Raw genomic sequence first — 13,249 nt, 5'->3', positions numbered from 1 at the left:
CGTTCCTGCCCGCCCGTTCCGCGCCCAGCCATGAAGAGTCCCGTCATCCGTTGCGTGAGAGGAGACCCTCAAAGACCTTCGATTGCGGCCATTTAAGGTTCGGTTACCCGATCATCCCCGATGCCGGTGCAATTCCCGCGCGGGCGTGGCGTGCAAGCCTCGCGCCGTGACGGCGCCGCAGGATTGGGCTAAGCCAGAGAGAGAAGCCCCGTCGGGCAGCCTGAAGACATCCATGACCGCACCGCGCCCCTCCCGCCCTTCCCGCACCATCGGCGAGCCCTTCGAGGGCACGCGTCTCAAGGCGGAGGTGCTGGCGCTCGCCAAGGCCCACGCCGGCCCCAAGGCGGACCTGCGCCCGGCGCTCGTGGCCCGGCTGAAGCAGGCGATGGCCGAAGGCCGCGCCGAGGCCGAGCGCCTCCTGAATGCGGACGGCTCCGGCCGCATGTGCGCCATCCGCCTCTCGGCCCTTCAGGATGCCGTGATCGCCGCAGCGCACGAGGTGGCGACCACCGTCATGTATCCCATCGACAACCCGAGCCGGGCCGAGCGCATGGCCGTGGTGGCGGTGGGCGGCTACGGGCGCGGCATGATGGCGCCGGGCTCGGACACCGACATCCTTTTCGTGCTGCCCTACAAGCAGACGGCCTGGGGCGAGAGCGTCGCCGAGGCCATGCTCTACATCCTGTGGGACCTCGGCCTGAAGGTGGGCCACGCCACCCGCTCGGTGGACGAGTGCCTGCGGCAGGCACGTGCCGACGTCACCATCCGCACCGCCATCCTCGAATCCCGCTTCCTCGTGGGCGACAAGGCGCTGTTCGAGGATCTGGAGGCGCGCTTCGACAAGGAGGTGGTGGAGGGCACCGCCGCCGAGTTCGTCGCCGCCAAGATGGCCGAGCGGGAGGAGCGCCTGCGCCGCGCCGGCACGTCGCGCTATCTGGTGGAGCCCAACGTCAAGGAGAGCAAGGGCGGCCTCAGGGACCTGCACACGCTCTTCTGGATGGCGAAATACGTCTATCGCGTCCATTCCACGGACGAGCTGGTGGCGAAGGGCGTCTTCACAAAGGAGGAGGCCCGCCTCTTCACCCGCTGCGAGGACTTCCTCTGGTCGGTGCGCTGCCATCTGCACTTCCTGACCAACCGGGCCGAGGAGCGCCTGTCCTTCGACGTGCAGCGCGAGATGGCCGAGCGGCTCGGCTACACCTCCCATCCCGGCCAGCAGGATGTGGAGCGCTTCATGAAGCACTACTTCCTGGTGGCGAAGGAGGTGGGCGACCTCACCGCCATCCTCTCCGCCGCGCTGGAGGCGCGCCACGACAAGAGCGTGCCCGGCCTCAAGGGCATGGTGGCCCGCCTGCGCGGGGCGCCCAAGCGCGTGAAGCTGAAGGAGAGCGCCGACTTCTGGATCGACAACGAGCGCCTCAATGTCATCGACGACGAGGTGTTCCGGCGCGATCCGGTGAACCTCATCCGCCTGTTCGCCATCGCCGACAAGCGGGACGTGAACTTCCACCCGGATGCCCTGCGCCTCGCCGCCCGCTCGCTGAACCTCATCGACGGCAAGCTGCGCGAGAATCCGGAGGCGAACCGGCTGTTCCTCGATGTGCTGTGCTCGAAGAACGCGCCCGAGGAAGTGCTGCGGCGGATGAACGAGACCGGCGTTCTGGGGCGCTTCGTGCCCGAGTTCGGCAAGGTCGTCGCCATGATGCAGTTCAACATGTACCACCACTATACGGTGGACGAGCACCTGCTGCGCTGCATCGGCATCCTCTCGGAGATCGAGCGCAAGACCAATCCCGAGAACGGCCTCGCCAACGATCTGATGGCCACCATCAAGCCGCGCCACCTGCTCTATGTGGCGCTGCTGCTGCACGACATCGCCAAGGGCCGGCCCGAGGACCACTCGATCGCCGGCGCCCGCATCTGCCGCAAGCTGTGCCCGCGCTTCGGTCTCTCGGCGGCCGAGACGGAGACGGTGGCCTGGCTGGTGGAGCAGCATCTCGTCATGTCCACCGTCGCCCAGTCGCGCGATCTCTCCGACCGCAAGACCATCGAGAACTTCGCCGCCGTGGTGCAGAACCTCGACCGCATGAAGATGCTGACCGTGCTCACCACGGCGGACATCCGGGCGGTCGGCCCCGGCGTGTGGAACGGCTGGAAAGCGCAGCTCCTGCGCACGCTCTATTACGAGACCGAGCCGGTGCTGACCGGCGGCTTCTCGGAAGTGGACCGGGGCAAGCGCGTGCAGGTGGCACAGGCCCAGCTCCGCCACGCGCTGGCGGACTGGACCGACGAGCAGTTCTCAACCTATGCCGCCCGCCATTACCCGCCCTACTGGCTGCGGGTGGACCTTGAGACCAAGGTGCGGCACGCCCGCTTCATCCTCTCAACCGAACAGGCGGGAAAGGCGCTCGCCACCTGCGCGGAGATCGTGGCGGAGCGGGGCATCACCGTGCTCACCGTTCTGGCGCCTGACCATCCCAAGCTTCTCTCCGTGATCGCGGGCGCCTGCGCGGCGGCGGGGGCGAACATCGTGGATGCGCAGATCTCCACCACCACGGACGGCCTCGCGCTCGACACCATCGCCGTGCGCCGCGCCTTCGACCGGGACGAGGACGAGGAGCGCCGGGCAGGGCGCATCCGCGACGCCATCGAGAAGGCGCTGACCGGCGAGGTGCGCCTGCCCGAGGTGATGGCCAAGAAGCTGCCGAAGGCCCGCCGCACCTTCTCGGTGGAGCCGGAAGTGACGGTGAACAACACCTGGTCCAACCGCCACACGGTGGTGGAGGTCTCCGGCATCGACCGGCCGGGCCTCCTGTTCGAGCTCACCAACACGCTCTCGCGCCTCAACCTCAACATCGCCTCGGCGCATGTGGCCACCTTCGGTGAGCGGGCGGTGGACGTGTTCTACGTGACCGACCTCATGGGCGCGAAGATCACCGGCGCCGCCCGCCAATCCACCATCCGCCGCGCGCTGATCGGGGTGTTCGAGGGTTCCTTCGACGAGGAGGAGCCGCCGAGACGGGCGGTGAGGGGGTGAGGTTTAGCCTCCGCGTACCAGCAAGTACGAGACAAAAGACGCGCATGCGCCCATCATAAATAGAGCATCCGCTTCATCGACTTGAGCTTGGTCGTCAAAGACTAACGCGTGGCGAACTCCTTTCTCGTCGCTCGAATATCCGTATAATTTACTGAAGGCGCTCTTCAGGCCAGGATGAATGTGGCCTTTCTTTTCTATTTCGCTCAATGCTGCACCAAGCGTCGCGGTGTCCGGCGCCAGCCGAAGGGCTATTGATTCAACGGAATGAATACTTTCCCGGACGGCTCCAGGCCAATCGGAATCACGAAGAGCCCTGCCTGCCGCGATGAGGTGTGCTCGGGCCGCGACGGCCCCCTTTGCGGCTCCGTCAGCCAATGCGCGCTCGAAAGCGGCGGCCTGCTCATCTGTGCCTATGGCTACAACTTGTTGGTCAAGGATGCGGTATGCTGCACGAGCCTGAACAAAAGCACCAGAAAGATCATATTTCAATTCATCGCTACAATTTTTATGTCGGACGAAAAATTCGACGCAGTTGAATATGGTTCCAATGCCCTGGTCATGAAAAATTTTTCTGATCATTTCTCCAAATGAAGAAGGTGAGTTTAAGTATGTTTCTATGCCTTTTTTAAGAAATAAAACATGAAAATCCATCGCCACACGATTCCATGTTTTGTTAAAATAAGATCTATCAACGCCAGAGCTTGCGCCTCTCGTGATTTCCAATCTTGTATAATAATAAAGAAGGCGTCTAAGCTCGCCAGAAATCTCGCCCAGCTTTAGCTGGGGAGGGGCTGGCTCAAGGCCAGTTCGCTGTGAAAATGGGATGTATTCAGAGTCTCTATTCATCGATCTTGAAAATAACTGGATTCTCAATCCGTGTAAAATCTACGGTTTCGCCTGGAACCTGTTCGGCCATCGCTGAACCAGATCAGCTATCGCACATAACGTGGGCTGAGCCGAAGTTAACGCATACCATTCTCTCCAACCCTTGCAACCCGCCCCGCAAGACGGCAATGTCCCGCGCTGAAAAGGGCCGGCCCCACAAGGCCGGCTCACGCATCGGAATACGGGATACCGCCAGATCATGATCAGGAGCGCTGGATCTTTCTCGTCCGCCGGCCGTCACACGGGCACGGCGCCGCGCGCCGGCCTCTCCCGCCGCGCGTTTCTGGCCGGCTCGGCCGTCAGCCTCGGCGCGCTGGGGCTCGCTGGCTGCGCCTCGCAGGACGGCATGACGCTGGCCGAGGCGCAGAAGCTCTACGGGCCGGTGCCGGACAAGAAGTTCGCCATCCCCGCCGCCGACGTCAGCAAGGTGGACCCGAAATACTTCCGCCGCACCGTGCCCTACGAGACCAAGGAAGCGGTGGGCACCATCATCGTCGATCCGGCCAATTACTACGTCTACCGCATCGAGGAAGACGGCAAGGCGACCCGCTACGGCGCCAATGTGGGCCGCGACGGCTTCCGCTGGAATGGCGAGGCCTATGTGGGCCGCAAGAGCGAGTGGGCCACCTGGACCCCGCCCAGGGAGATGATCAAGCGCCAGCCCGAGGCGGCCAAATGGGCCGGCGGAATGCCCGGCGGCCTCGACAATCCGCTCGGTGCGCGCACGCTGCATCTCTACCAGAACGGCAGCTACACGCTCTACACCATCTATGCGACCTCCGACCCGGAGACCATCGGCTCCGGCATCACCAGCGGCTGCGTCGGCCTGCTCACGCAGGACATGATCGACCTCTATGACAAGACCCCGGTGAAGACGAAGGTCATCGTCCTCCCGGCCTGAGGCTGAGGTGGGGCAGGGGGCTCCGGAGCCCGCTCTGAAGTTTGAAGGGCGGCGTCTTTCGGCGTTTCCGGCTGCCCCGGTTTCCCCCTCCTCAACCCTCCCCCGCAAGCGGGAGAGGGAGCCTGTCGCGCCGACCGTTCCGGCCCGCCTGAAATCCCGGTGGGAATGCCTTTCCCGGTGGCCGGCGGAGGCTCCCGTCGCGCTTTCCGCCGGGATGTCATTTGAAATCAACGCGGAAAAGCCCTCTCCCGCTTGCGGGGGAGGGATGGGGAGGGGGCCGGCGCGGTCGGGGTCAGGCATGCCATTTCCCTTGCCGCAGGACCGGACTTGATCCGATCCTCGACGTGGCGGCTCCGGTCGTTTCCCCAAGTGGGGCCACCGAAACGGTTCCGCCGCCGCCCCGCATGGCTGCCTCCCGCAGGCGTCACTTGCTGCATCGCAGCAACCCGCGCATCCTGAGGGCAAATCCCGAAACGTCAGCTCGGCCCGCCCCCGATGCCCTTGTCACTGCTTTCGCTTGCCGTCGCCGCCTTCGGCATCGGCACCACCGAATTCGTCATTATGGGCCTGCTGCCCGATGTGGCCCGCGATCTCGGGGTGAGCATTCCCGATGCCGGGCTGCTGGTGTCCGGCTATGCGCTCGGCGTCGTCATCGGCGCACCGCTGCTCGCCATCCTCACGGCCCGCCTGCCGCGCAAGGCGACTCTGGTGGGCCTCATGGGCCTGTTCATCGTCGGCAACGTGCTCTGCGCCCTCTCGCCCACCTACGGGCTGCTGATGGGCGCGCGCATCGTCACCGCCTTCTGCCATGCCGCCTTCTTCGGCATCGGCTCGGTGGTGGCGGCCGATCTCGTGCCGCGCAACAAGCGGGCGCAGGCCATCGCGCTCATGTTCGCCGGGCTGACGCTCGCCAATGTGCTCGGCGTGCCGGCGGGCACCGCCTTCGGCCAGTGGCTCGGCTGGCGCGCCACCTTCTGGGCGGTGGTGGGCATCGGCCTTGCCGCGCTCGTCTCGCTCGTGCTGCTGCTGCCCGGCCGCATCCCCATGAAGCAGAGCCGCATCCTCACCGAATTCCGGGTGCTGAAGGACCGGCAGGTCTTCCTCGCCATGGTCATCAGCGTGGTGTGCTCGGCGAGCCTGTTCAGCGTCTTCACCTACATCTCGCCGCTGCTGCGGGACGTGACGCATTTCTCTGCGGAAGCGGTCACCGGCGCGCTGCTGCTGTTCGGCGTCGGCCTCACCGCCGGCAACATGCTGGGCGGGCGGCTCGCGGACTGGCGGCTCATGCCCTCGCTCATCGGCACGCTGGTGGTGCTGATCGTCGTGCTCGCCGCCTTCACCGGCACCAGCGCCTCGACGGTCCCGGCGCTGGCGACGCTGCTGGTGTGGGGCGTGCTCGCCTTCGCCCTCGTGCCGCTGCTGCAATTGCGCGTGGTGGATACGGCGCATGCGGCGCCGAACCTTGCCTCCACCCTCAATCAGGGCGCCTTCAACCTCGGCAACGCCATCGGCGCCTGGATCGGGGCGGTCGCCATCACCCATGGCATCGCCTACCAGCATCTGCCGCTGGTGGGCGTGGCCCTGAGCACGACGGCGCTGGGCCTCAGCCTGCTCTCCGCCCGGCTGGACCGTCCGGCGCTGGAGGGCGTGCGCGAGGGTGCCTGAGCGCCCTCAGCCCTGCGGCAGCACGGCGCGCGGGGCGGTGGCGAGCTGGGCGACGCGCTCCACGATCATCTGCTGGCGCATCCGCTCGCGCTTCTGGCGGGCAAGGCCGGGGATGAGGAAGCCGTCCACCAGCAGCCAGATGAAGCCGATGCCGATGAAGAAGGTGAGGATCTGGATCACCGCCGTGCCCGCGCGCCCGAGATAGAAGCGGTGGGCCGAGACGATGCCGAGGAAGATCCACAGGAGATAGGCGACGACAAGGCTCGGTCCTTCATTGGCGAGCCGGGTCTCGATCAGGATCTGCTCGTCGATGGACAGGTTCGGTGTGGCGTCCGTCATGGGAAAGCTCCTTCGTGGCGATCCGTCGCGGACCTGATCACCTTCTCGCGTGCGCAGCGGTATCTGGCAAGGTGGCGCGGCCGGGCCGAAGCGCCGCAAGGCCCGGCGAATCCTGGCCCCGCCGGGCGCCGGCGGGGAAGCGGGCCCTGCGCCGTCAACAGCTTCCAGAACGGAATGACGCTCCGTTGACAGTTCTCCAAAGCGCTCCTACCACTGATAGGCCGGCCGGTTTGCAAGAACAAAGGCGCAGGCGGCGGAGGGCACTCCGTCACTTGCGCCCAACAGGGATCAAATCGCATGGCTCTTCGTGTCTCGGGAAAGAACATGGACGTCGGTGAAGCGCTCAGGCAGCGTTTTTCGGACCGCGTCTCCGAGGTGGTCGGCAAGTATTTCGATGGTGGGTGGTCCGGCCACGCCACTGTCTGCCGCGAGGGGTCGGGCTACAGGTCCGAACTGCTGCTCCATCTCGATTCGGGCACCAATCTCCAGGCCCACGGCAATGCGCAGGAACCCAATGCCTGCGCCGATGCGGCCATGGAGAAGATCGAGAAGCGCCTGCGCCGCTACAAGCAGCGCCTCAAGGGCCGCCATCCCCAGCCCGTCAACGGCGTCGACAGCTACCTTGCCCAGAGCTACGTGCTCGACATCTCGCCCCTCGAGGAAGCCGAGGAGGAGGATATCGAGGGCTGGAGCCCGACGGTGGTGGCCGAGCATCCCACCCGCCTCAAGACGCTCTCCGTGCGCGATGCGGTGGTGGAACTGGAGGTGACGGGCGCGCCGGTGGTGGTCTTCCGCCATGCCGGACATGGCCGCGTGAGCGTCGTTTACCGGCGCGCCGACGGGCATGTGGGCTGGATCGACCCCTCCGCGATTTCGCCCGAGGAAAGCCATTGACCGACGTGGGGGCTTGGGACTAGCGTCCGCCGCCGTCTGTGGGGCCTGAGCCGGTCAGGTTGCGTGCGACCTGACCGGTGCGCCAGTCTCCACATCGCGTTGTCGGGGATGCTTCCCGATCCGGCCGGCATCCGGCCGGGCCGGGACGTGCCCTTGCCTCCACCCGGCCATCCGTCGTCAGGGATTTTACTGGATGCCCCTCGCCGATCTCGTGGCCCGCGAAGCGGTGTTCCCCTCCCTGAGGGCGAGCAGCAAGAAGCAGGCGCTTCAGGAACTGGCGCAGCACGCCGCGACCCTTCTGGGCCGCGATGCGCGCGAAATCTTCGAAACCCTCCTCCAGCGCGAGCGCCTCGGCTCCACCGGTGTCGGCAACGGCATCGCCATTCCGCACGGCAAGCTGCCGAAGCTGGACAAGCTCTTCGGTGCCTTCGCGCGGCTGGAGAAGCCCATCGATTTCGAGGCTCTGGACGGCGAGCCGGTGGATCTCGTGTTTCTGCTCCTCGCCCCCGAAGCGGCCGGTGCCGACCATCTGAAGTCGCTCGCCCGCATCGCCCGGATGCTGCGCGACCCCGCCACCGCCGACAAGCTGCGCGGCACCCGCGAGGCGGCGGACATCTACGCGCTCCTCACCACCACACCCGCCTCCGACGCGGCCTGAACGGCCCGCGCTGCTGCCTCCGCTGGGCGCGGCGTCTCTGTGTTAGGTCAGGATTGGCGAACGACCTCAGGTTCGGCTGAAGGCCCGCCAGAGGGCCTCGAACTCCTGTCGGCTGATCGCGCCGTAGAGCGTGTCTCCCCCCTCGCGTTCGGGCGGCACATGGAGGGGCCTCTTGGGCAGCCGGTCGCCGTCGGGCCCGCCGGGAAATGCCAACCGGACACGGCCATCTACCCGGATGTCGATGGCGCGGCGGCACAGGTCGTCGGCCTCGCACTCGTGATAGCCGAGCGCCGGCAGATCGCTGCCGCCAGCCGGGTCGGGGAAGACCAGCTTCAGCCAGCGCCCCGGTGGGCCGAAATCCGGCAGATGATAGCGCACGCCGTTCCGGTTGAGGGCGGGCTGCGACATGGAGCTCTCGCGCCGGTGTCGGCTGCCATCCGCCGCCGCCTCGCGACGCACCCGATGGCAGCGCATCCACCGGTCAGAGATAGAATTGCGTCTCGAACAGCAGGCAGCCGTCCGGCCCCGCCTGGAAGGGGCCGTGCAGCGCGCCCGGCGGCCGACAGGCGAAGCTTGGCGCGTTGAAGGTTTCGGGCGTGTGGGGCGGGGTCTGGGCGGCAACGATCAGGCTGCCGCGGGCGACGAAGACTTCCTCGTAGAAATCGTGAACCTTCACCTCGTCGATGCGGGGATGGGGCGCCCAGCGCACGAGACGGTTCAGATGCCCCTTGCGGGCGGCCTCATCGATGCTGCCAGCGAGCACCTTGGCCTCGATGCCGGGGGCCACTTCCACCCAGCCGTCGACTTCGTCGATCTCGAAGAATTCCCGGTGTTCCTTGCCCGTGCCCGGGTCGATGGAAAACGCCATGCCTGCCGTCCTGTTCGGCGCGGCGGGGGCCGCGCTGTCATCAGAACAGGCGATGTCGGCCATCAGGGCAAGGCCTTTCCCGCCCGGCCGGGGTGAGCGTCAGTGGACGCTCACCGTGGTCAGCTCGTTCTGGAATGCATTCGCCAGGGCGGCCTCACGGCTGTCGGTCAGCATGATCGGCGTGCCGTCGGCGGCGTGCAGGGTGAACAGCGTCAGGCCCGGCTGCATTTCGGGCGCCTGCGGGAACAGCCGCTGGGCGTCTTCCGACTTGATGGTCCGCAGATAGGCGATCTCGCCCCCGCCCAGCACGGCCAGTGCCTCGGGGGTCATGGGGATATTCGTCTCGTTGATCTTCTCGGTATTCATGATGCAACCCTCTCTTCCCGCAGCGCGCTTGGGCCTTGCCGGATCAGGAACGCGAAACGATGTCGATCCGTTTCGCCTGCCGGACGGGCTCGGGCCGCACAAGGTCGATGGACAGGAGGCCATTGCGCAGTTCGGCTCCGAGGACATTCATCCCCTCGGCCAGAACGAATGTGCGCTGGAACTGCCGGGCGGCGATCCCCCTGTGAAGGAAGATCCGCTCCTCTCCATCCTCGACCTGACGGCCGCGGATGGTCAGTTCCTTCTCTTCGATGGACACCTCGAGTTCATCCTGGCTGAAGCCGGCCACCGCCAGCGTGATGCGCAGGCGAAGGGGCGAACCGGAACCGCTTTCAATCCTCTCCACATTGTAGGGAGGATATCCATCGGCGCTCTTGGCAACCCGGTCGAGCGTGCGCTCGACCTCGTCGAAACCCAACAGAAACGGGCTCGACAGCGAAGAGAGTCGCGACATGTATCAAAGTCCTCATCAAGCGACTTTGCGGGTCTTGGGCACGAACCTGTCCGGTCCGTTCCCGACGGGGCCCTGCAAGGCACCCCGACGATTGCGCATATGGGACTCAACCCCCCATGGCGCAAGTGTCCGCCCGGAGGGTTGCCTGGGGATGGTTCTCCATTACAGCGCCACGCTTGAGGTCGGTCACGCCGCCCGCAGCGGGCCGACGTCCATGCGGGGCGTGAAGCTCTCGGCGTCCGCTGCCCGCCATTCGGCGCCATAGGGCGTCTCCTCGGGCGCCTCCACGAGGGCGAAGGGGGCGAGGAAGGGATAGAGCTTGTCGAGCGGGCGCACCTCGATGGGGCTCACGCGGTGCCAGAGATGGTGCGGCAGCAGCTCCGAGGGATGGGAGAGGCCCGCCGCCGCCACGAGCTCGGCGAGCGCGTGGACCGTGTGGCGCTGAAAGTTGGCCACGCGCTCCGCCTTGTCCTCCACCACGAGGCCGCGCTGGAGGTGCGGGTCGTTGGTGGCGACGCCGGTGGGGCACAGGCCCGTGTGGCAGCGCAGGGACTGCACGCAGCCGAGCGAGAACATGAAGGCGCGGGCGGCGTTGCACCAGTCGGCGCCGATGGCCATGTTGGCCGCCATGGAGAAGCCGGACGTGACCTTGCCGCTGGCGGCAAGCTTCACTTCCCCGCGCAGGCCGGCGCCGACGAGCGCGTTGCGCATCAGCACCAGCCCCTCGCGCAGCGGCATGCCCACATGGTCGGCGAGCTCGCGCGGAGCGGCGCCGGTGCCGCCTTCCGAGCCGTCGACCACGATGAAGTCCGGGCGGATGCCGGTTTTCAGCATGGCCTTCACGATGGCGAAGGTCTCGCTGGGATGGCCGACGCACAGCTTGAAGCCCACCGGCTTGCCGCCGGACAGCTCGCGCAGCTTCGCCACGAACTCCATGAGCTGCACCGGGCTGTTGAAGGCCGGGTGCCGGGAGGGCGAGATGCAGTCCTCGCCGAGCGCGATGCCGCGGATCTCCGCGATTTCCGGCGTCACCTTGGCCGCCGGGAGCACGCCGCCATGGCCGGGTTTGGCGCCCTGGCTGAGCTTGATCTCGACCATCTTCACCTGGTCGTCCGCAGCCTTCTCGGCAAAGCGCTCGGGAGAGAAGGAGCCGTCGCGGTTGCGGCAGCCGAAATAGCCCGAGCCCAGTTCCCAGACGATGTCGCCGCCATAGGTGCGGTGATAGGGCGAGAGGCCGCCTTCGCCGGTGTCGTGATAGAAGCCGCCGGTCTTGGCGCCGAGGTTCAGGGCCTCGATGGCGTTGCGGCCGAGCGAGCCGAAGCTCATGGCGGAGATGTTGAGGACGGACGCCGAATAGGGCTTCGCGCACTGCGGCCCGCCGACGGTGACGCGGAAGGGCTCCTCGGCCACCGGCATGGGGGCGAGGGAGTGGGTCATCCACTCATATTCGCTGGAATAGGCGTTCAGCTCCGTGCCGAAGGGCTGGCGGTCCTCTTCCTGCTTCGCGCGGGCATAGACGAGGCTGCGGTCCATGCGCGGATAGGGCCGCCCCTCCTCGTCGCCTTCCACAATGTACTGGCGCAGATAGGGCCGCAGGGCCTCGAACAGCCAGCGCATGGAGCCGATGAGCGGATAGTTGCGCAGCAGCGAGTGGCGCGTCTGGAATGCATCGAACAGGCCGATGGCCACGAAGGGCATCATCACCGCGAACACCCAGGTCCACGCCGCATGGCTGGCGAAGGACAGGATGAGGGCGAGGGTGGCGAGCGCGACGACGGCAAAGAAGAAGCTGTAGCGCCGCAGCCAAAGAACGGTGCCGGGTTGAAGTCCGCCGGACATGGTTTTCCTCCTCGCGCGCCACAGGGGCAGCACGCCGGCCGGTCATCTCCGGGAGGGACCGTCCGGCGCGGTCTGGCGCCGCACGGCGAAGGTAGAGTGCCATCCGGCGGACCGGAAGCATTCAATTACCGCTTGCCCGTCAAATCTCGGGGCGATCGCATGGAAGACCGGCCCGAGCGCCGCGAGCGCGGCTCAGGCGGCGGTGGCGGCTGCCGTCGCGAAGGCGTCGGCAAGCTGGCGCATCACCGGGATCTGGCTGGGCAGCTCGCTCCAGTAGCGGCGGTGCAGTTCGAGGTTCAGGATGGCGCGGGGAGCAAGCCGGCACTGGGCGGCGATGGTCTCCCACGGCAGGTCGCCCCAGCCCACCGGCAGGTGGAGGTCGCCTTCGCCAAGGCCGAGGCGTTCGGCTTCATCCACGCTCCAGCTCTCCATGGCGCGGCCGAAGCTGTCATGGACATGCACATGCTTGGCGAACGGAGCGAGGGCGGCGAGTTCCGGCAGCAGCGGCACCTTGGCCTCGGTGCAGCGCTGATAGGCGTGGCTGACATCGAGGGTCGCCCGCACATGGGCGTGATCGAGCGCGTCCAGCTCTGCGGCAAGGCGCGAGGGCAGGGCCGTCTCGCGCATCTTCTCGAAGCGGAAGACGTTCTCGACGCACACCGTGAGGTCATGGCGGGCGGCCAGGTCGCCGGCCCGGGCGAGGGCGTCGCGCTGGCGTTTGTAGGCGACTTCGATGTCGTCGTCCTGCTCGCGCACGCAGCCGGTGTGCATCACGTAATTCTCGGCGCCCAGCGCTCCGGCGATCTCGATGGAAGCGGCCAGCAGCGCCTCGTGGCGCGGCAGGCGGGCCGGCACGTCCATGAGGTTGATGGCGAGCGGGCCGTGCACCGTGTAGCCGAAGGGCCGGTCACGGGTGGCGGCGACGAGGCGCTTCAGCCGGTCGTCGAGGACGCGGCCGTTTACGACCAGCGTCCAGGCGAAGGTGGGCAGCTCCACGAAAACGACGCCGAGTCGCTCGGCCTCGTCGAGCTTGGCGGGCAGGTCGTCGAAGTCCGGCGAGGTGGCGCGGATCGAATAGCCGATGCCGAGAAGGGCGGGGGCGGGAGAGAGCGCGTCCATAATCGGTTCCTTCACGCGGGAGGCTGCGCCGATCCGGCCGGGCGGACCTGATCGGTGAGGCGGTCCCTGAGATTTTGACGAGACCGTGCGTCCGATCGGCGCGAAAACCGGTTCGATCGGCACGTTCTCTCGGAGAGGCCGGAACGCTGAGCGCACACTAGAGCCTTGCGGCCCGGTTGCTTTAGCACAGCCGTTCGCGGAGGGCC

13 protein-coding genes are annotated in these 13,249 nt (G+C 66.8%); 5 read left to right on the top strand and 8 right to left on the bottom strand.

Annotation, left to right across the window (positions count from 1 at the left end; translation table 11 throughout):
* Positions 1-232 precede the first annotated feature (232 nt).
* Positions 233-3,037, top strand: coding sequence for a [protein-PII] uridylyltransferase (locus DFO45_RS09115; protein WP_133864600.1), 2,805 nt, complete (start codon positions 233-235; stop codon positions 3,035-3,037).
* Positions 3,038-3,040: 3 nt separating this feature from the next.
* On the opposite strand, the gene DFO45_RS09110 is transcribed toward DFO45_RS09115, so the two are convergent.
* Positions 3,041-3,883: a hypothetical protein gene (locus DFO45_RS09110; protein WP_166657083.1), complete on the bottom strand. Its 843-nt coding sequence runs from the start codon at positions 3,881-3,883 to the stop codon at positions 3,041-3,043.
* A gap of 238 nt (positions 3,884-4,121) precedes the next feature.
* Between DFO45_RS09110 and DFO45_RS09105 the strand changes: the two genes are divergently transcribed.
* Positions 4,122-4,823 (top strand): L,D-transpeptidase, encoded by a 702-nt coding sequence (locus DFO45_RS09105; protein ID WP_133864598.1) that lies wholly within the window; start codon positions 4,122-4,124, stop codon positions 4,821-4,823.
* Between the two features lie 495 nt (positions 4,824-5,318).
* Positions 5,319-6,488: an MFS transporter gene (locus DFO45_RS09100; RefSeq protein ID WP_133864597.1), complete on the top strand. Its 1,170-nt coding sequence runs from the start codon at positions 5,319-5,321 to the stop codon at positions 6,486-6,488.
* A gap of 6 nt (positions 6,489-6,494) precedes the next feature.
* Here the strand turns inward: DFO45_RS09100 and DFO45_RS09095 are convergent, their stop codons facing one another.
* Entirely contained in the window at positions 6,495-6,827 is a 333-nt protein-coding gene (locus DFO45_RS09095; protein WP_043878764.1) for a TM2 domain-containing protein, read from the bottom strand.
* Positions 6,828-7,124: 297 nt separating this feature from the next.
* Between DFO45_RS09095 and raiA the strand changes: the two genes are divergently transcribed.
* On the top strand, positions 7,125-7,721 hold the full coding sequence (gene raiA / locus DFO45_RS09090) for a ribosome-associated translation inhibitor RaiA (RefSeq protein WP_012168874.1): 597 nt from the start codon (positions 7,125-7,127) through the stop codon (positions 7,719-7,721).
* Positions 7,722-7,914: 193 nt separating this feature from the next.
* Positions 7,915-8,379, top strand: a complete 465-nt coding sequence (ptsN, locus tag DFO45_RS09085; protein WP_012168875.1) for a PTS IIA-like nitrogen regulatory protein PtsN — start codon at positions 7,915-7,917, stop codon at positions 8,377-8,379.
* Positions 8,380-8,445: 66 nt separating this feature from the next.
* Here the strand turns inward: ptsN and DFO45_RS09080 are convergent, their stop codons facing one another.
* The 6 genes from DFO45_RS09080 to DFO45_RS09055 form a co-directional block, all read right to left on the bottom strand.
* The gene (locus DFO45_RS09080) at positions 8,446-8,787 is read right to left on the bottom strand and encodes a hypothetical protein (protein WP_133864596.1); all 342 of its coding nucleotides are present in this window, start codon (positions 8,785-8,787) and stop codon (positions 8,446-8,448) included.
* 73 nt (positions 8,788-8,860) lie between these two features.
* Positions 8,861-9,247: a cupin gene (locus tag DFO45_RS09075; protein ID WP_133864595.1), complete on the bottom strand. Its 387-nt coding sequence runs from the start codon at positions 9,245-9,247 to the stop codon at positions 8,861-8,863.
* Positions 9,248-9,346: 99 nt separating this feature from the next.
* A complete protein-coding gene (locus DFO45_RS09070; RefSeq protein ID WP_012168878.1) occupies positions 9,347-9,613 on the bottom strand; it encodes a DUF1150 domain-containing protein in 267 nt (88 codons plus the stop codon).
* Positions 9,614-9,656: 43 nt separating this feature from the next.
* Positions 9,657-10,085 (bottom strand): Hsp20 family protein, encoded by a 429-nt coding sequence (locus DFO45_RS09065; RefSeq protein ID WP_012168879.1) that lies wholly within the window; start codon positions 10,083-10,085, stop codon positions 9,657-9,659.
* A 186-nt stretch (positions 10,086-10,271) separates the two neighbouring features.
* The gene (locus DFO45_RS09060) at positions 10,272-11,924 is read right to left on the bottom strand and encodes an FMN-binding glutamate synthase family protein (RefSeq protein ID WP_133864594.1); all 1,653 of its coding nucleotides are present in this window, start codon (positions 11,922-11,924) and stop codon (positions 10,272-10,274) included.
* 192 nt (positions 11,925-12,116) lie between these two features.
* Positions 12,117-13,043 carry a sugar phosphate isomerase/epimerase gene (locus tag DFO45_RS09055; protein ID WP_133864593.1) on the bottom strand — a complete coding sequence of 309 codons (927 nt, stop codon included), beginning with the start codon at positions 13,041-13,043 and terminating at the stop codon, positions 12,117-12,119.
* Between the last annotated feature and the right edge of the window lie 206 nt (positions 13,044-13,249).

The sequence above is a fragment of the Azorhizobium sp. AG788 genome (assembly GCF_004364705.1).
GTDB lineage: Bacteria > Pseudomonadota > Alphaproteobacteria > Rhizobiales > Xanthobacteraceae > Azorhizobium > Azorhizobium caulinodans.
The sequence above is the reverse complement of the archived record's forward strand: the minus strand, read 5'-3'. Positions and strand labels throughout refer to the sequence as shown.